Below are 19,470 nucleotides of genomic sequence, written 5' to 3'. Positions count from 1 at the left end.
ACCAGCCGGATTACTCTAACTCCGGCCGGCGTGTCGCTTATATTTGCGCTAAGTTACCCCGATCTTCCAACCAACTTTTCCGGTCCCCAGCGCGCTTCTTCGCCAGCAATAAGTCCATTTGCTCGCGGGTGTCGTCGTTTTCTTCGATAGTCAACTGCACCAAGCGGCGGGTATCGGGATTCATCGTGGTTTCCCGCAATTGCGAGGGATTCATCTCGCCCAAACCTTTAAAGCGCTGAATGTTGATCTTGCCGGTGAGTTTTTCCGCTTCGATGCGCGCCAACACCCCCAAGCGCTCCGATTCGTCCAGCGCGTAAAACACCTTTTTACCGACGTCGATCCGATACAGCGGCGGCATCGCCACGAACACATGCCCGGCTCTGACCAAGGCGTTGAAATGCTGATAAAACAACGCGCAAATCAAGGTGGCAATGTGGTTACCATCTGAGTCGGCATCGGCCAGGATGCAGATTTTGCCGTAACGCAGGTTTTGCAGATCGTTGCTGTCCGGTTCTATGCCCAGCGCCACGGCGATGTCGTGAACTTCCTGCGACGCCATCACTTCCCCGGAATCGACTTCCCAGGTATTCAGAATTTTCCCTCTTAACGGCATGATGGCCTGAAACTCGCGGTCTCTAGCCTGCTTGGCAGAGCCTCCGGCCGAGTCGCCTTCGACCAGGAACAGTTCGGTGCGGCTCAGATCCTGCCCGGAACAATCGGCCAGTTTGCCGGGCAAGGCCGGGCCGCTGGTGATTTTCTTGCGTATGATTTTCTTACCGGCTCTCAGGCGCTTCTGGGCGCTTGCCAGGATGATCTCGGCGATTTTCTCGCCTTCTTGCGGATGCTGGTTCAGCCATAAGCTAAAAGTATCCTTGGCTACGCCGGACACAAAGGTCACGCATTCGCGCGAACTCAGTCTTTCCTTGGTTTGGCCGGAAAACTGCGGGTCTTCCAGTTTTACCGACAACACAAAATGACAGCTCTCCCAAACGTCTTCAGGAGCGATCTTAACGCCGCGCGGCAAGAGGTTACGAAAATCCAGAAACTCGCGCATCGCCTCGGTCAAGCCGGCGCGCAAGCCGTTAACGTGAGTACCGCCTTGGGCAGTCGGCACCAGATTCACATAACTTTCGGCGATGGTTTCCGGCAGGCTGTCCGGCGTCCAGACTATGCCCCACTCCACCGCTTCGTTGCTGGCCGCCATGTTGGCCATGAATGGCGGTTGCGGAAAGATTTCGGCGTCGCCGACCCGGTCCAGCAGATATTCCTGCAAGCCGTTCTGGTAACACCATTCGAACTGCTCGTCGCTGAGTTCGGAATTCAAGGTGATTTTCAAGCCGGGGCACAATACCGCTTTGGCACGCAACACATGTTTGAGCTTGCTGACCGATACCCGATTGGAGTCGAAATACTTGCCGTCCGGCCAGAAATGCACGCTGGTGCCGGTGTTGTTTTTACCGACCGTGCCGCTCTGTTGCAAGTCGCTGACCTTGTCGCCGCCGGCGAACTCCATCTGATACACGCCACCGCCGCGCTTGATTTCGACCAGTAACTTTTCCGATAAGGCATTGACCACAGACACGCCGACACCGTGCAGACCGCCGGAAAATTGATAGTTTTTATTAGAGAATTTACCGCCGGCATGCAACTGCGTCAGGATCACTTCCACGCCCGGAATGCCCTGCTCGGGATGAATATCCACCGGCATGCCCCTGCCGTTATCGTCCACCCGTACCGAACCGTCTTTATATAGCACGACATTGATGGTATCGGCATGCCCAGCCAGCGCCTCGTCCACGCTGTTGTCCACCACTTCCTGCACCAAATGGTTGGGGCGGGTAGTGTCGGTATACATACCGGGGCGTTTGCGCACCGGGTCCAGGCCGCTCAGTACTTCTATGGCAGCCGCGTTATATTCTTGGGTCATGATGTCTCGTAATAGGTGATAACAGAGTGTCAGCTGACCATTATATGTCAGCAACGGGCGCCAAGGAGGCTCCGGAAAGCCGGTCCTCATCACCCGGCTCACCACACCTCAACTTCCGCAAGCTCCATGTGAAATTATCTATCCGCTGGAAAAGCCGGACCCACGGCGTTTTCCAGGGCACTGCTGCCGTTTTTGACAACAAACCACCTGTTTGACGGCAGCCCCGGTTTCGATCAGCGCAGCCGTTGAACTTGGTCGGCGGCGAACACGATAGTTTCTTTGCCGGGCGTTGTTTCGTTGAAATCGATCGATGCCGGCCAAACGCCACCGAAGCTCCACTCCGCGATGGGCGTCATAGCCTGGTCGTAGGCGATCAGCGTCGCATCGACCCGCGACCGGCCCGACCTACCGTTGACAAACTGTTGTCGCCAAGTCCAAAAATCCATCGACTTCGTCAAACCTTTGCTACAGGTAAGATTTTTAACCGACAAACGTCCGGGTATCTTACTCGGAAGGAACTCCCCACGCGGGCTAACCCTCTGCTCCACTTCGTTCTGCGAACCCATGCCTTTGCAATCGGTGAAATAGGTGGTGACACCGCCGGCGTTGAATTCGTAATAAACCAATGGGGCGGGATTGTCTGTGACATTTTCAACGGCGCCGCCGCTGGCTGACGAGACTACGACTGCACCTAATAAAATGCTGATAAAACGGCTGGTTGTTTTCATGACATATCCTCAAAAAGTTTGATTCGGTTGAGCCTAAACGGCGACCGAACGGTTAGATAATTTGGTTTAGAAGAAAGCCACCGATCCGATGTTTAAACAATCTGTCGTAAAAATCGATGAACTTCGATTTGTATTAGCAAATGGAATGCCATTTTCCGCGAACCCGGATAACAACAAGGTAACTCATTGAATAAAAAACACTATTTATAGGCCTCTATAGACACACAGCGCCGCCAATACAGCCTGTAGCCCACGGCATATCGTTTTTACACGAAATATCGTAAAACATCGAAAGACAGCTGGTCTGGATTGCGGACCGCTCGTGCCTAGCAGCATCAGAGCCGTCGAATATTTGCGTAACAGAGAAGCGGTTCTTGCGGAAACCAGATAGGGATCAAAGAAAACCCGAGCTCATAAAGAGGCATTGCCCGCTTAAACTACTTCATAGCAACTTGAAATTTCGGATGTAACCCGCTTGAGCGGGCTGGTTCGGAGTTTGTGAATGGCTAGGGAGCTGGAGCTTAGGAACCCGAGTAAACCAGGGTAAGCTCACAAATGTAACCATAAGTGTCGGCGCTTCCGTCTAAGTCGTGGTAAACGACTGGGCGAACCGGATTCCTGCCGCCAAATCGAAACCGACAGATGCAATCCAAACTCAATGGCCGGGCAATTCATACTATAATGCTCGGTCATTTTTGAGCACCGCAAGCCACTTTATATGTCGAGACGTAAAAGCGCATCCCAATTTGAGGAAGCGATGGAAGAACTGGAGAAATTGGTCGAACAAATGGAACGCGGCGATATTTCTCTGGAAGAGTCCTTAAAATCCTTCGAACGCGGTATCAGATTAACCCGCACCTGCCAGCAAGCGCTGCAAGACGCCGAGCAGAAAGTCCAAATTTTATTAGAAAAAAACGGCCAGCAAACTTTGGAGCCATTCACCGATGAGTAACTTAAAAGCCTACCTTACTGCCTGTCAAAACCGCGTCGAACGGGCGCTGGACGCCAGGTTGCCCGGCGAGAACATCCTGCCGCAAACCCTGCATCAAGCCATGCGTTACAGCGTACTGGACGGCGGTAAACGCACCCGGCCCTTGCTGACTTATGCAACCGGCCAGGCCTTGGGTTTGAGTGAAGATGTGCTGGACGCGCAGGCTTGCGCAGTGGAATTTATTCATGTCTATTCATTGATCCATGACGACTTGCCGGCGATGGACAACGACGACCTGCGCCGCGGCAAACCGACTTGTCACAAGGCATACGACGAAGCCACCGCCATTCTGGCCGGCGATGCGTTGCAAGCATTGGCTTTTGACATATTAGCCAACGACTCAGCCATTCAGGCCGGTGCGGAAGCGCGAGTAAAAATGATCGCAGCGTTAACCAGAGCCAGCGGTTCGCAGGGCATGGTCGGCGGGCAAGCTATCGATTTGGGTTCGGTTGGACGCAAGCTGACTTTGCCGGAACTGGAAAATATGCACATCCACAAGACCGGCGCGTTAATTCGCGCCAGCGTCAATCTGGCTTCACTGTCCAAACCGGACCTTGATGCGGATGTGGCAAAAAAACTGGATCACTACGCCAAATGCATAGGCCTGTCATTCCAAGTTAAAGACGATATTTTGGATGTGGAAAGCGATACCGCCACCTTGGGCAAAACTCAGGGCAAGGACGTCGATAACGACAAACCGACTTATCCAGCATTGTTAGGAATGGCCGGCGCCAAGGAAAAAGCTCAGGAATTGCACGAGCAAGCAGTCGCCAGCTTGGCCGGCTTTGGCAGCGAAGCGGATTTGTTACGCGATCTCTCGCTGTATATCATCGAACGTACGCACTAAGCGTAGCGAGTACGATTTATACTTCTTGCGCCACAATCCCCCCCCGGTTTTCGGCTTGCGTCCCTTTAGCTGGCGCGGAATATTGTGACGCAAACATATAAAGGAATTTATTAACCCATGACAGTCTCTGACTTTCCGCTTCTCAACACCATCCAAAGTCCGGCCGACGTTCGCGCACTGAAACCAGAACAACTCGAACCGCTGGCCAATGAGTTGCGTCGCTTTCTGACGCATACCGTCAGCATCTCTGGCGGCCATTTCTCCGCTGGCCTGGGCACGGTGGAACTGACGGTGGCGCTGCATTATGTGTTCGATACGCCATCGGACCAGTTGGTCTGGGATGTGGGCCATCAGGCCTATCCGCATAAGATTTTGACGGGGCGGAAAGATAGGATGCCGACGATTCGTACCTTGGGTGGAGTGTCGGCGTTTCCGTGTCGCTCGGAAAGTGAGTACGATGCGTTTGGCGTCGGTCATTCTTCGACGTCAATCAGCGCAGCCTTGGGGATGGCGATTGCTTCGCAGTTACGCGGGGAAGACAAGAAGATGGTGGCCATCATCGGTGATGGCTCGATTACTGGCGGTATGGCCTATGAGGCGATGAATCATGCCGGCGATGTCAATGCCAATCTGTTGGTGATTCTGAACGATAACGATATGTCGATTTCACCGCCGGTCGGGGCGATGAATAATTATCTGACCAAGGTGTTGTCGAGTAAGTTTTATTCCTCGGTGCGGGAAGAAAGTAAAAAAGCCTTGGCGAAGATGCCGTCGGTCTGGGAACTGGCCCGTAAGACGGAGGAACATGTGAAAGGCATGATTGTGCCGGGTACCTTGTTCGAGGAGTTGGGCTTTAATTATTTCGGACCGATCGATGGCCACGATGTGGAGATGTTGGTGTCCACTCTGGAGAAGTTGAAGGATTTGTCCGGGCCGGTGTTTTTGCATGTAGTGACCAAGAAAGGCAAAGGCTATGCACCGGCGGAGAAAGACCCCTTGGCCTATCACGGGGTGCCGGCCTTCGATCCGACTAAGGATTATTTGCCTAAAGCGGCACCGTCGCCGCATCCGACTTACACGGAAGTGTTTGGCACCTGGTTGTGCGATATGGCCAAGCAGGATGAGCGGCTGTTGGGGATTACGCCGGCGATGCGCGAAGGTTCGGGTCTGGTGGCGTTTTCCCAGCAGTTTCCGAAACGCTATTTCGATGTGGCGATTGCCGAGCAGCATGCGGTGACTTTGGCCGCCGGTCAAGCCTGTCAGGGTGCCAAGCCGGTGGTAGCGATTTATTCGACCTTTTTACAACGCGCTTACGATCAGTTAATCCACGATGTGGCCTTGCAGAATCTGGATGTGTTGTTCGCTTTAGATAGAGCGGGCTTGGTGGGACCGGACGGTCCTACCCATGCCGGGGCCTTTGATTTCAGTTATATGCGTTGTATTCCGAATATGCTGGTGATGGCGCCTGCCGACGAGAATGAATGTCGGCAGATGTTGACCACCGGTTTCAAACATCAAGGCCCGGCTTCGGTACGTTATCCGCGCGGCAAGGGGCCGGGCGTCAGCGTCGACAAAGCCCTGACCGAACTACCTATCGGCAAGGCCGAAATCAGACATCAAGGCAGCCGTATTGCGATTCTGGCCTGGGGCAGTATGGTGACACCGTCGGTGGACGCCGGTAAGCAACTGGGCGCCACGGTGGTGAATATGCGCTTTGTGAAACCGCTCGATGAAGCACTTATTTTAGAGATGGCGAAAAGCCATGATGTCATCATCACGGTCGAAGAGAACGTCATAGCTGGTGGCGCGGGTAGTGCGGTGAATGAGTTCTTGCAAGCACAAAACATTCTGATGCCGGTGCTGAATATCGGTTTGCCGGATCGCTTCGTCGAGCAAGGCAGTCGCGAAGAGTTGCTGGCGCTGTGCGGTCTGGATGCCAAGGGTATATTGGCGAAAATTCAAGCGGTTTGCGCGTAAACGAAGAGGAGAGACGATGGACAGATTGAGAAACAAGATTCGCGACATTCCGGATTTCCCAAAACCCGGCATCATTTTCAAAGACATAACGCCGCTGGTCAAAGACCCGGCAACGTTGCGCTTGGCCGTGCACCAACTGCTGCATCCGTTTTTAGGTCGTGACATTACCGCAGTGGCCGGCATGGAAGCGCGCGGCTTTATCTTCGGTTCGCTGGTTGCCTGGGAACTGGGCATTCCCTTTATACCGCTCAGAAAGCCTGGCAAACTGCCTTATGACGTGCAAAGTGTATCTTACGACCTGGAATACGGTTCGGCGGAACTGGAAGTGCATATCGATGCGGTAGACAGCAACGATAAGGTATTGTTAATCGACGATTTACTGGCCACCGGCGGCACCGCCAAGGCGAGTTGCGATCTGATCGAAAAGCTGGGCGCTACCGTGGTAGCCTGCGCTTTTGTGGTGGAACTGGACTTCTTGCAAGGGCGGGAAAAACTGGGGAACTACGAAGTGCATTCCTTATTGCATTACTGAGAAATACTACGGAGACACTTCCCTGCGTCTCTTCAAACAAAATTAATGGCGCTTAAGCGGTCTTTTTTTTTTACTCATTTGGTCCATTTTGTCCGAGGCTTTTTCAAATTCCAAAGCAGCATTATCGAACGATTTGGACATGCTATCGAACGCAGCGCTACCTGCCTTTGCGCTGCCAGGACCTACCTCAATGCTATTTTGCACGTGGCCGGGTAGTTTTTTAGCCGTATCGGCTTTTGGTTTTTGCGTCGCGTTAGTTTCTTTAGGCTTTGCTGAAGAAATTTCGCCGACATCGACATCCGCGTCTATGTCCAGATCATAGTCAGTCGAATTACTCTTACCGTCATTGATCAAGTTTTTGCGGTATTGCAAAAATGACTCGCGGGTAAATACATAAGGATCCAACGCCGCTTCGTCGATAAAATTCAACGCACCTTCGGCATTTGCTCTGTCGTTAATACCCTCGACAATACCCGTCCCCGGCACGTAAGTTCCTGGATTGGCGGCTTTATCCACCACAATTGCCGCGCCATCACGCACAGTAGTCGGCCCCAAAACCGGCAATACCAAGTAGGGGCCTTGATCGACACCCCAGACCGCGAGTGTTTGACCAAAATCTTCAACATTGCTTTGCAATCCCAAGTCGCTGGCCACATCAAATAAACCGAGCAAACCAACCGTGGAATTGGTCAAGAATCGCCCAGTATCAGAAGCACCTTGTTCAAACTTACCTTGCAGAACATCGTTCAAAACAACATTGATACCTTTAAGATTGGTAAAAAAGTTGCTGACTCCAGTTTGCATGAAATTGGGGGTTACAGTCTTGTAACCATTAGCGATGGGCTTCAGCAAATGCTTATCCAAGCCCATGTTAAAACCGTACATGGAGCGATTAAAACCTTCGTAAGGATCTGCTGCGTCTGACTTAGCTTTAGACGCCCTGTTGGCATCAACCGGATGCTTATCCGTGGTAGCACACCCGGTTACCGATAATGCGCTGGAAAATAACAGCACCCATAACAGGGATGTCTGGCTGTTGCCTTGATAACGGGGGCTATACATTACTGACGATTCCTAACAAACTTATTGTTTTGCGTAACTTTCAATTTTCTCAGTGATTTTAACGATCAAGGCATCAAACCCATCACGGCTTAGCACACTAGTGTAATCCGATCTTTTCAATGCCAAATCACTGACGCCATCGGCTATTATATTGATAATTTGCCAGCCATCGTCTTTTTTCTTCATCATATAATCGAACTTGACATCCTTTTCGCCGGGAATATGCAAATTGGTGTGAATCACCACACCGCCCCTGCCGGTTTCCTCTTCGGATGCAAAAGTAAACGATTCGCCCGAATAGTCTTTAAAGTTGTGAGCATAAGCCGACACACTGAGCTTGCTGAATACGCTTTCCAGTTTGTTCTGCTGCTCAGTTGTCAATTCTTCCCATTGCTTTCCTACCACGATTCTGGCGATTTTAGGCAGATCGTGACTTTTCTTTACCGCCACATCCAGTTTGTCGTAGCGCCCTTGAAAGCCAAGCTCTTTACCCGCCTTCATTACGTTCAGCAACTGGTTTTGAAACTCCTCGACGACCTGACGCGCAGAAATCTCTTCAGCATTAGCTAAGGAAGACAGACAGACAAGCATTAGCAAACTAAGACCGAAATACAATTTTTTAAACATAGCCGTTATGAAAACCTGTTAATGAGGATGACGTCCTGGGTTCGTCTTAAGACTCTACTTTTACTGGAATCTCGGAAATTGCCGATTTTTTGAAAGAAGCAATAAACTCCGGCTGCTTTTCGGCAACCATTTCACCGGAGGTTTTGGGACCGCGCACCGCAGCCCAAAGTGCTTTCAATGGATGCGCCAAGGTATCCTCAACCGCCGTTGCCTCATAGCCGCAATGCGCCATGCAGTTAGCGCACTTAGGGTTTTTCACCGTGCCGTATTTGTCCCAAGGCGTATCATCCAGCAATTCCTGAAAAGAGTTAGCATTACCTTCGTCAGCTAACAAGTAGCAAGGTTTTTGCCAGCCAAACACGTTGCGTGTTGGATTACCCCATGGCGTACAATCGTAATTCTGATTGCCGGCCAAATAATCCAAATACAGCGATGAATGGTTTAATTTCCACTTACGGGTCTTGCCGATTTTGAAAATCCCGCGAAACAGGTTTTTAACGTCAAGACCTTTAATAAATACGTCTTGCTTAGGCGCGCGCTCGTAGCTGAATCCAGGCGCGATAGTAATACCCTCCACACCTAACTCCATCGCATAATCCAGAAACTGCGCCACTTCTTCCGGGGTTTCCCCTTGGAACAAGGTGCAATTGACGGTCACTCTAAATCCCTTACTCAAGGCCAACTTGATCGCTTCGACAGCGATGTCGAAAACGCCTTCCTGACAAACAGAAGCATCATGTCGATCTTTTAAACCATCAAGATGCACGGAAAACGTCAGATAAGGCGACGGCGTGTAATCGTTAATCCGTTTTCTTAACAACAAGGCGTTGGTGCACAGATAAACAAATTTCTTTCTGGCAACGATACCGGCCACGATCTGCGGCATTTCTTTATGAATCAAGGGTTCGCCACCTGGAATGGACACCATGGGCGCGCCGCACTCATCAACCGCAGCCAAACATTCCTCAACAGAGAGTCGCTTGTCCAGAATATCATCGGGATAATCGATTTTACCGCAGCCCGCGCATGCTAAATTGCATCTGAACAGGGGCTCCAGCATCAAAACCAAAGGGTACTTTTTTACACCTTTGATTTTTTGCTTGATCAGATAACTACCTACAGCCAATTGCTGACGTAAAGGAACACTCACAGCATTATTCTCCAAAAACTATCACGACATCCAGCGACCACTGCTGTTACAAAAAAACAACAGCCGCAAACCGATAACCATCCTAGTAGTGACACCTGCTGCGGCCTATTTAGACCATCAATGAGGCTCGAGGCGCACAATTAGATGTGGTCAGAATACCACTTTCCAACAACATACTCCAGATAAAATACGCAAAAAACAACAAGAACATGCGCACATTTCCTGAAAGCCACACAAAGCCGCTTAACAACCACAAGAAAGCATGGCCGCTAAAAAACCATAATTATTTTTCTAAAACAACAACAAAGACCGGAAGCTCGAACTCGCACATTGCTTTTGACAGCAGCATTTCGACAAATTTGCCATAAAGCAACATCACTTTGCAAAACACCAACAAACAGTCTATCATTTGGGCAACTAATAGTTAGCCTTGATACAGATGAACGGATCTCAAACACTAATCAACAATCCGGAGTTGCTCAGACAACTACCCGACGCCGAACTGCAAGCCACCCTGCTTGAAGGCGTGTCGCGCACGTTTGCGCTAACTATTCCGCAGCTACCTGGAGAGTTGTATCCGGCTGTGGCCAATGCTTATTTGCTGTGCCGCATCGTAGACACCATAGAAGACGAAATATCCCTTAGCGCCGAACAAAAAAAATACTTTTGCAGCGCTTTTATAGACATAGTCAACACCGGCAATAACGCAGACGTATTCAGCTCCGAGCTGGCCCCGCTACTCTCGGCGCAAACCATTCCGGCCGAACATAGCTTGATCCAGCTGGTGCCTCGCGTGATTGCCATAACCCGCTCACTGGACGCTCCGCAAATCGAAGCCCTAGCGTGTTGCGTGAAAACGATGGCGAACGGCATGCCGGTGTATCAAGCACTGGATTTGCATGCCGGCTTGAAAACCATGAAAGACATGGATGACTACTGCTATTACGTAGCCGGCTGCGTTGGTGAGATGCTGGCCAAGTTGTTCTGCCATTATTCGCCGGAAATCGCCGCGCATCGCGAGGAGCTACTAAGACTCTCAGTCTCCTTTGGTCAAGGCCTGCAAATGACCAATATCCTGAAAGATATTTGGGATGACGCCAAACGCGGCGTGTGCTGGTTACCGCAAGACATTTTCACCGAGACCGGCTTTAATCTGGCCGAACTGACGCCGGCGACCGACGACGAGCGTTTCCGCCGCGGCCTAAGCCACCTGGTGGCCATCGCTCATGGGCACTTGCAGAATGCATTAACTTACACCCAACTCCTGCCCAGCCATGAAACCGGTATCCGCAATTTTTGCTTGTGGGCCTTAGGCATGGCCGTGCTCACCTTGAAGAAAATCAAGGCAAACCTTAATTTCAACGAATCCAATCAGGTCAAAATCAGTCGCAACAGCGTCAAAGCCACTATTGTCGCCACCAAGTTGACCGTGCGCAGCAATATGCTGCTATCCCTACTGTTTAACCTGACCAGCCGTAATTTGAAATCGCCGGATTGGCACTATTCACCTATATCGCACACTGGACAATAAGGAATCACTATGTTTACTGAAGCCCATATAGATACCAGCAGCCAAGACATCAGCAATGCCAATACCGGCAAAACGACCGGCCTTGGCTTACTGAATGCCGCCATCGAACGCGCCCAAGCCAAATTACTCAGTTTGCAAAGCCCGGAAGGTTATTGGGTATTTGAACTGGAAGCCGACTGCACCATCCCGTCCGAATACATCATGATGATGCACTACCTGGACGACATCGACGAAGAATTGCAGCGCAAAATCGCCGTTTACTTGCGCAGCCGCCAAGCCGAAGACGGCAGCTATCCGCTATTTACCGGCGGCCCCGGAGACATCAGCGGTAGCGTGAAAACTTATTACGCTTTGAAAATGGCGGGCGACTCCATCGACGCGCCACATATGGTTAAATTGCGCGACTGGATACTCAGCCAAGGCGGCGCCGCGCGCGCCAATGTCTTCACTCGTATCGCGCTGGCGATATTCGAACAATTGCCGTGGCGCGGCGTACCCTATATTCCGGTGGAAATTATGCTGCTCCCCAGCTGGTTTCCGTTTCATCTGGACAAAGTGTCCTATTGGTCGCGCACCGTGATGGTACCGCTGTTCATCATGTGTACCTTAAAGGCCAAAGCCAAAAATCCGCATAAGGTCAACGTCTTGGAATTGTTTGTCGTTCATCCGGACGAGGAAAAACATTACTTTCCGGAACGGACTCTGCTGAATAAATTCTTCCTGGGCCTGGATAAACTGGGCCGCGTTACTGAGCCGTTGATTCCACAACGCATGCGCGAACACGCCATTCAAAAAGCCGTGGATTGGTTTACCGAACGGCTGAATGGCGAAGATGGTTTGGGCGGCATTTTCCCAGCCATGGTTAACGCCTATCAATCAATGTTACTGTTGGGTTTCCCAAAAGACCACCCCAATGTCTTGATCGCCCGCCAGTCCATCGACAAACTTCTGGTGGTCAAAGACGATTATGCCTATTGCCAACCTTGCCTGTCGCCGGTTTGGGATACGGCGCTCGCAGCGCTAGCATTGCAAGAATCCGATAAGGCAGCAAATACACCCAGCCTTACTAAAGCTTACGATTGGCTAAAAAGCGTGCAATTGTCCGACGAACCCGGCGACTGGCGCGTGCGCCGCCCCAATCTGGCTGGCGGCGGCTGGGCATTTCAATTCGCCAATCCGCATTACCCCGATGTTGACGACACTGCGGTCGTGGGTTTTGCCATGGCCGATTCCAATCTGCCTGAACTAGATGAGTCTATTCACAGAGCGACGCGCTGGATCGTCGGTATGCAATCGCAAAATGGCGGCTACGGTGCCTTTGATGTCGATAACACTTATTACTATTTGAACGAAATTCCGTTCGCCGACCACGGTGCTCTACTTGACCCACCCACTGTCGACGTCAGCGCCCGCTGTGCGATGTTGATGGCCCGGGTCGCGAAAGATCACGACGAATATTTGCCGGCACTGGAACGCACCATCGAATACATCCGTGGCGATCAAGAAGCCGACGGTTCGTGGTTCGGCCGCTGGGGAACCAATTACATTTACGGCACCTGGTCTGCCTTGCTGGGCCTGGAGCAAACCAATGTACCGAAAACCGACCCGATGTACACCAAAGCGGCGGCATGGTTAAAAAGCGTCCAACGCGAAGACGGCGGCTGGGGCGAAGACAACTTGAGTTATCACGACGATAAAAAATTTCGCGGCCGCTACCATTTCAGCACCGCCTTCCAAACCGCTTGGGCCGTGCTGGGTTTGATCGCCGCCGGCGAAGTCCACAGCCAGGAAGTCAAAGCCGGCATCGACTTCCTGCTGCGCAGTCAACAAGCCGATGGCGTATGGAATGACCCTTGCTTTACCGCACCGGGCTTTCCAAAAGTGTTTTATTTGAAGTATCACGGCTATGACAAGTTCTTCCCCTTGTGGGCTTTGGCTAGATACCGTAACGAATTAGCCAAACAGTGACCATAGGAATTCTTGTTGCTTTACCGGAAGAGCTCTCCACCCTGACCCGCCTAAAGTTGGTCCAGGGTGATTGCGTCAGCATCGCCGATAACGTTCTCTTAGCATTTGCCGGTGCCGGACCGGTCAACGCGGAACGAGCCACGCATCTGTTAATCGCCAAAGGCGCCAAAAAACTGATCAGTTGGGGCTGCGCGGCCGCATTGTCGCCGCAATTGAAACCGGGCGATCTGATGTTGGCCGAGCAGCTGTTATCGGAGCAACAACAGGTGTTCGATACCGACCCCCGCTGGCGTAAGCGTCTGCATGAGTTGCTGGATAAGCAGTTTCCGATTTCCAATGGCAAGTTGGCTGAAAGCAGTCATATCGTCAGCAACAGTAGCGATAAGCACAATATATACCGGCAAACCGGTGCGATTGCCTTGGACATGGAAAGCTGCGCCATGGCCAAAATTGCCGAGCAATCAAACTTACCTTGTCTGGCAATTCGTACGATTGCCGATCCGGTAAGCATGAGCCTACCCCAAGCAGTTACTCAGGCCTTGAATGGTCAGGGGCAGGTAGAAACCAGCAAACTCTTGCGTTTTTTGGCAACCCACCCATGGGAAGCACCCAGCCTGATCAAGCTGGGCTTACATTTTCATGCCGCGCAAAAAACCTTGAAAATCATTGCCAAACAACTAAACGAAATCATCGTTTTTTAGCAGAAAACCATGAATTATTGAAGGGTTAAGCAGCGGGAACATAGCGTAATCCGGAAATAAACCAAGCACTTACGAGGTATTACATGTCTTTTAGCATTGCCGATCTTTTTACTCAGCACTTCGACGAGAAATTCGACTTGCATGAGCGTCACCTGAACAACCAGATGGTGCGCGTTTTACGGACTATCGGTTACGACAGAAACTATAAAAAAGCAATCGGCCAATATCTTTACGACGAAGACGGTAACGAATACTTGGACTTGCTAAGCGGCTTCGGCGTGTTTGCGATGGGCCGCAACCACCCAACCATTATCAAAGCGCTGCAAGAAACCCTGACCTTGGAATTACCCAGCCTGGTACAGATGGATGTGTCCTTGCTTAGCGGTCTGCTGGCCAAGGAAATTCTAGCTACCTGCCCGGATAATCTGGAAAAAATGTTTTTCTGCAATTCCGGCACCGAAGCAGTAGAAGCGGCGATCAAATTCGCCCGCTACACTACCAAACGTTCGCGTATCGTGCATTGCGACCACGGCTATCACGGCTTGACCATGGGCTCACTGTCGCTGACCGGCGAACACATCTTCCGCGAAGGCTTCGGCCCGCTGCTGCCCGAATGCACCTCAGTGCCATTCAACGATTTGGCGGCACTGGAACAAGCTTTGAGCAGCAAAGACGTAGCGGCTTTCATTGTCGAGCCCATCCAAGGCAAAGGCGTCAATATCCCGGACGATAACTACCTGCCGGAAGTGGAACGCTTGTGCAAAAAATACGGCACTTTATTCGTGGCCGACGAAATCCAGACCGGCATAGGCCGCACCGGCAAGTTTTGGGCTATCGAGCATTGGGGGGTTAAACCCGACATGATTCTGATGGCGAAAGCCTTGTCCGGCGGCTTCATCCCGGTCGGCGGTGTCGCCATGACCACCCATATCATGGACACCGTGTTCAACCGTATGGATAGAGCCGTCGTCCACGGATCGACCTTCTCGAAAAACAATATGGCAATGGCTGCTGGCCTGTCCGCATTGCATGTAGTTCACGAAGAAAAACTGGTCGAAAACAGTGCCAAGGTAGGCGAAGACATCATCGCTACCATCAACGCCATGGCGCCAAAATACGAGTTCCTGAAGGAAGCGCGCGGTAAAGGCTCGATGATCGCCATCGAGTTCCAATCGCCGAAAAGCTTAGGTTTAAAGGCCGCCTGGGCCATGCTGGAAGCGGCCAATAAAGGCCTGTTCTGCCAAATGATCCTGATCCCGCTATTTAAGGAACACCGAGTACTGGCGCAAGTGGCCGGTCACGGTATGAACGTGGTCAAGTTTTTACCTCCCCTGACACTGACTCAAAAAGATCGCGATTGGATTGTCAATTCCGTGGAGAAAACCATCGCCGATACGCACAACGTCACCGGTTCGATCTGGACGCTGGGTAAAAACCTGGCTGGCCACGCTCTGAAAAACAAAAAATAAGGTGCCATATATGAATTTTTTCAAACCTGCTTTGTTCGCATTGGCACTGATCGCCAGTAACACCGCTTTCGGCCACGCAGTCGTCACGCATAACTCTTTAAAACTCAACCCGGTGCCGGTCAACTTGGCCAGCCAAGTGGAGCTATCGTTCAACTCCAAAGTGGAGTTGGATTTATCGGAAGTATTCCTGGTCAGTGCCGGCGACAAAATGCAAACCATTACTGCCACACCAGGCGAAAAACCCGGTCAAGTATTGCTGCATCTACCTGCCCTGGAGCCGGGAGAATATGCAATCAAATTAAAAATATTTGCAGCTGACGGTCATCTCAGCGAAGACCTGCTGCGTTTTTTCGTTAAACAGGCGAAGTGATCCTCATGGAAGGCATTGCAAATTATTTAGACTCACTGATAGGCGGCGTCGATCTCACGTTTTACTCCATCACTATCGGTGGCTTGCTATGGGGACTGTTCGTGTTGCGCCCCTGGCATGAAGAAGCGCTCTATAACTCGGCTTTACTGAGCAAAACCGTCAACCTGATCCATTTCGGCAGCAAAGCGCTGATCATCACTCAATTGTCGAAAATCGGCCTGAAGATTTGGTTGATGGCGGCGACCTTGGGGAAATCGCCGTTTCCGGCATTTTTCCAAACCGTGCAGTTCCAAGCGGGTTTGGCGCGAGCGACTTGTGCATTTATCCTGGCCCTGTTCATCAGACAAACGCTAAAAAGTAACCCTCGTTCCAAACAATCCTGGGTGCTATCGACAGCGATTATCGTGCCGCTGGTCATCTCTGCAGCTTGGCTGGTGCATGGCGCCAGTCGTTTAGAAGATCGCGGTCTGTTGATGACACTGACCGTCACTCATCAAATGGCCGCCGCCACTTGGGTGGGCGGTATTTTTCAAATCCTGGCTTTATGGGGGCTGAAAAAACGCAAGTTAATCGCTGTCGAAGTTTGGCCGTTATTATTAAAACGTTTCTCGATAGTGGGCATCAGCGCCGTCGTGGTTTTACTAGCTACCGGCACACCGCTGGCTTGGTATTACATCCGCACCTTCCAAGGCTTTATTGGTGCGGGTTACGGCAATCTGTTATTGGTGAAAATTATCATGCTGGGCCTGGCGCTGGGCTTTGCCTGGTTGAATCGCCAAGCCGTCAATGCCTATTTCACCAGCCGTAGCCTTTATGCGCTTACCGCGCGCGTACCCTATTACATCGAAGCAGAAACCCTGATTCTGCTGACCATCCTGTTCACCGCCGCCAGTTTGGCTTCGCAACCGCCCGCAGTCGATATTCCGCATCTGACCGCCAGCTTCGAAGAAGTCTTGAACATGTTCCATCCACGCATACCGCGCTGGGAATCGCCGACTCATGAAGCCTTGATCGCCGGCGAAGCCGGACGGGTAGCGATTGTCGGTCAGATTCCGTCGGAAGCAGCCACCGCCTGGTCAGACTACAACCACAATATCTCCGGTATTTTCCTGACGACGATGAGCTTTTTTGCCATGTTGTCGTTCTCCAACCGCTTCCATCGCTGGGCGCGCTTTTGGCCAGTCGGTTTCATGGCATTGGGCGTATTTCTGTTTTTCCGTAGCGACGCGGAAAGCTGGCCGCTCGGTCCTATCGGCTTCTGGGAAAGCACCTTTAACAACGGCGAAATTTTGCAGCACCGCATCGCCACCTTGCTGGTATTTGTGCTGGGTTTGATCGAAGTCAGAGCACGGCTAAACAATAATAGCGGCTTCATGCCCTATATGTTTCCATTGCTGGCCGCGTTCGGCGGCATGATGCTGCTGGCGCATTCGCATGTCGGTTTTGAGGCCAAATCTGCCTTCTTGATTCAAGTGGGTCATACCATGATGGGCGTATTTTCGCTAATCCTGGCTTGCGGCCGCTGGCTGGAACTTAAGCTGGATTCGCCCGGCAAAAACGTTGCCGGATTTATCTCAGTATTCGCCTTATTCCAGATAGGCGTCATCCTGATGTTCTATCGTGAACCCCTGTACTGATTATGAAACAGACTAACGAATTTCCGCTGTTAGAAACCATCCAGTCCCCCGCCGACATCCGCGCACTGAAACCAGAACAACTCGAACCGCTGGCCGATGAGTTGCGTCGCTTTCTGACGCATACGGTCAGCATCTCCGGCGGCCATTTCTCCGCTGGCCTGGGCACGGTGGAACTGACGGTGGCGCTGCATTATGTGTTCGATACGCCATCGGACCAGTTGGTCTGGGATGTGGGTCATCAGGCTTATCCGCATAAGATTTTGACCGGTCGCAAAGACAGGATGCCGACGATTCGCACTTTGGGCGGCGTGTCAGCTTTTCCCTGCCGCTCGGAGAGCGAGTACGATGCGTTTGGCGTGGGTCATTCTTCGACGTCGATCAGTGCCGCACTGGGCATGGCCATTGCCTCGCAGTTGCGCGGGGAAGACAAGAAGATGGTGGCGATCATCGGTGATGGCTCGATTACTGGCGGTATGGCCTATGAGGCGATGAATCATGCCGGGGATGTCAATGCCAATCTGTTGGTGATTCTGAACGATAACGATATGTCGATTTCGCCGCCGGTCGGGGCGATGAATAATTACCTGACGAAGGTGTTATCCAGTAAGTTTTATTCTTCAGTACGCGAAGAGAGTAAGAAGGCCTTGGCCAGCATGCCATCGGTCTGGGAATTGGCGCGCAAGACCGAAGAGCATGTGAAAGGCATGATTGTGCCAGGCACCTTGTTTGAGGAACTGGGCTTTAATTATTTCGGACCGATCGATGGCCACGATGTGGAGATGTTGGTGTCCACTCTGGAGAAGTTGAAGGATTTGTCCGGGCCGGTGTTTTTGCACGTGGTCACGAAAAAAGGCAAAGGCTATGCCCCGGCCGAGAAAGATCCCTTGGCTTATCACGGCGTGCCGGCCTTCGATCCCACTAAGGATTATTTGCCTAAAGCCGCACCTTCCCCGCATCCGACTTACACGGAAGTGTTTGGTAACTGGTTATGCGATATGGCTAAGCAGGATGAGCGGCTGTTGGGGATTACGCCGGCGATGCGCGAAGGTTCGGGTCTGGTGGCGTTTTCCCAGCAGTTTCCCAAACGCTATTTCGATGTGGCGATTGCCGAGCAGCATGCGGTGACTTTGGCGGCCGGTCAGGCTTGCCAGGGAGCGAAGCCGGTAGTGGCGATTTATTCGACCTTTTTACAGCGGGCGTATGATCAGTTAATCCACGATGTGGCCTTGCAGAATCTGGACGTATTGTTCGCTTTAGATAGAGCGGGCTTGGTGGGACCGGACGGTCCAACTCATGCTGGGGCGTTTGATTTCAGTTATATGCGTTGTATTCCGAATATACTGGTGATGGCACCGGCCGACGAGAACGAATGTCGGCAGATGTTGACCACCGGTTTCAAACATCAAGGTCCGGCTTCGGTACGTTATCCGCGCGGCAAGGGGCCGGGCGTCAGCGTCGACAAAGCCCTGACCGAACTACCTATCGGCAAGGGCGAAATCAGACATCAAGGCAGCCGTATTGCGATTCTGGCCTGGGGCAGTATGGTCACACCGGCAGTGGAAGCCGGCAAACAACTGGGCGCCACGGTGGTGAACATGCGCTTTGTGAAACCGCTGGATGAAGCACTTATTTTAGAAATGGCGAAAAGCCATGATGTCCTCATCACGGTCGAGGAAAACGTCATAGCCGGCGGCGCCGGTAGTGCGGTGAACGAGTTTCTGCAGGCACAGAACATCCTGATGCCGGTGTTGAATATCGGCCTGCCGGATCGCTTCGTCGAGCAAGGCAGTCGCGAAGAGTTGCTGGCGCTGTGCGAGTTGGACACCAAGGGCATCTTGGCTAAGATTGAAGCGGTTTGTGCGTAAATATCGGAAAGGCGTATCAGCTTTTAGCACTGACACGCCTTTCAGGTTAAGCAACCCGCGCTGCAATTTTAAAACGCGTGTGGGTAAG

16 protein-coding genes are annotated in these 19,470 nt (G+C 51.8%); 11 read left to right on the top strand and 5 right to left on the bottom strand.

Features of this window, described 5'->3' with window-relative positions:
- Positions 1-37: 37 nt before the first annotated feature.
- Positions 38-1,927, bottom strand: coding sequence for a DNA topoisomerase IV subunit B (gene parE / locus G006_RS0119720; RefSeq protein WP_020484947.1), 1,890 nt, complete (start codon positions 1,925-1,927; stop codon positions 38-40).
- Between the two features lie 233 nt (positions 1,928-2,160).
- Positions 2,161-2,655, bottom strand: a complete 495-nt coding sequence (locus G006_RS0119715; RefSeq protein WP_020484946.1) for a phage tail protein — start codon at positions 2,653-2,655, stop codon at positions 2,161-2,163.
- Between the two features lie 718 nt (positions 2,656-3,373).
- Here G006_RS0119715 and G006_RS0119710 point away from each other — a divergent pair.
- The 4 genes from G006_RS0119710 (at position 3,374) to G006_RS0119695 (ending at position 7,002) form a co-directional block, all read left to right on the top strand.
- Positions 3,374-3,607 carry an exodeoxyribonuclease VII small subunit gene (locus G006_RS0119710; RefSeq protein WP_020484945.1) on the top strand — a complete coding sequence of 78 codons (234 nt, stop codon included), beginning with the start codon at positions 3,374-3,376 and terminating at the stop codon, positions 3,605-3,607.
- On the top strand, positions 3,600-4,493 hold the full coding sequence (gene ispA, locus G006_RS0119705; protein WP_020484944.1) for a (2E,6E)-farnesyl diphosphate synthase: 894 nt from the start codon (positions 3,600-3,602) through the stop codon (positions 4,491-4,493). The genes G006_RS0119710 and ispA overlap by 8 nt, the downstream gene beginning before the upstream one ends.
- 117 nt (positions 4,494-4,610) lie before the next feature.
- On the top strand, positions 4,611-6,470 hold the full coding sequence (gene dxs / locus G006_RS0119700; RefSeq protein ID WP_020484943.1) for a 1-deoxy-D-xylulose-5-phosphate synthase: 1,860 nt from the start codon (positions 4,611-4,613) through the stop codon (positions 6,468-6,470).
- Between the two features lie 16 nt (positions 6,471-6,486).
- On the top strand, positions 6,487-7,002 hold the full coding sequence (locus G006_RS0119695; protein WP_020484942.1) for an adenine phosphoribosyltransferase: 516 nt from the start codon (positions 6,487-6,489) through the stop codon (positions 7,000-7,002).
- A 42-nt stretch (positions 7,003-7,044) separates the two neighbouring features.
- On the opposite strand, the gene G006_RS0119690 is transcribed toward G006_RS0119695, so the two are convergent.
- The 3 genes from G006_RS0119690 to hpnH are packed head-to-tail and all read right to left on the bottom strand — an operon-like array spanning position 7,045 to position 9,841.
- On the bottom strand, positions 7,045-8,064 hold the full coding sequence (locus tag G006_RS0119690) for an MlaA family lipoprotein (protein ID WP_020484941.1): 1,020 nt from the start codon (positions 8,062-8,064) through the stop codon (positions 7,045-7,047).
- Between the two features lie 21 nt (positions 8,065-8,085).
- Positions 8,086-8,691: an ABC transporter substrate-binding protein gene (locus tag G006_RS0119685; protein ID WP_020484940.1), complete on the bottom strand. Its 606-nt coding sequence runs from the start codon at positions 8,689-8,691 to the stop codon at positions 8,086-8,088.
- A gap of 46 nt (positions 8,692-8,737) precedes the next feature.
- Positions 8,738-9,841 carry an adenosyl-hopene transferase HpnH gene (gene hpnH / locus G006_RS0119680; RefSeq protein ID WP_020484939.1) on the bottom strand — a complete coding sequence of 368 codons (1,104 nt, stop codon included), beginning with the start codon at positions 9,839-9,841 and terminating at the stop codon, positions 8,738-8,740.
- A 439-nt stretch (positions 9,842-10,280) separates the two neighbouring features.
- Here hpnH and G006_RS0119670 point away from each other — a divergent pair, with 439 nt between their 5' ends.
- The 7 genes from G006_RS0119670 to dxs (G006_RS0119640) all read left to right on the top strand — a co-directional run bounded on the left by G006_RS0119670 (position 10,281) and on the right by dxs (G006_RS0119640) (position 19,382).
- Positions 10,281-11,372, top strand: a complete 1,092-nt coding sequence (locus G006_RS0119670) for a phytoene/squalene synthase family protein (RefSeq protein ID WP_020484937.1) — start codon at positions 10,281-10,283, stop codon at positions 11,370-11,372.
- A 9-nt stretch (positions 11,373-11,381) separates the two neighbouring features.
- Positions 11,382-13,340: a squalene--hopene cyclase gene (shc, locus tag G006_RS0119665; protein WP_020484936.1), complete on the top strand. Its 1,959-nt coding sequence runs from the start codon at positions 11,382-11,384 to the stop codon at positions 13,338-13,340.
- The gene (locus G006_RS0119660) at positions 13,337-14,041 is read left to right on the top strand and encodes a phosphorylase family protein (protein WP_020484935.1); all 705 of its coding nucleotides are present in this window, start codon (positions 13,337-13,339) and stop codon (positions 14,039-14,041) included. Before shc ends, G006_RS0119660 begins: the two co-directional genes overlap by 4 nt.
- 83 nt (positions 14,042-14,124) lie before the next feature.
- Positions 14,125-15,510 (top strand): aspartate aminotransferase family protein, encoded by a 1,386-nt coding sequence (locus tag G006_RS0119655; protein WP_020484934.1) that lies wholly within the window; start codon positions 14,125-14,127, stop codon positions 15,508-15,510.
- 10 nt (positions 15,511-15,520) lie between these two features.
- Complete coding sequence (locus tag G006_RS0119650; protein WP_020484933.1) at positions 15,521-15,880, top strand: copper resistance CopC family protein; 360 nt, start codon at positions 15,521-15,523, stop codon at positions 15,878-15,880.
- 5 nt (positions 15,881-15,885) lie between these two features.
- Positions 15,886-17,517 (top strand): copper resistance D family protein, encoded by a 1,632-nt coding sequence (locus G006_RS0119645; protein WP_020484932.1) that lies wholly within the window; start codon positions 15,886-15,888, stop codon positions 17,515-17,517.
- A gap of 2 nt (positions 17,518-17,519) precedes the next feature.
- Positions 17,520-19,382 (top strand): 1-deoxy-D-xylulose-5-phosphate synthase, encoded by a 1,863-nt coding sequence (gene dxs / locus G006_RS0119640; RefSeq protein ID WP_020484931.1) that lies wholly within the window; start codon positions 17,520-17,522, stop codon positions 19,380-19,382.
- Positions 19,383-19,470: the final 88 nt, after the last annotated feature.

This window comes from Methylomonas sp. MK1, assembly GCF_000365425.1.
Taxonomy (GTDB): domain Bacteria; phylum Pseudomonadota; class Gammaproteobacteria; order Methylococcales; family Methylomonadaceae; genus Methylomonas.
This window is presented reverse-complemented; position numbering and strand designations above follow the sequence as displayed.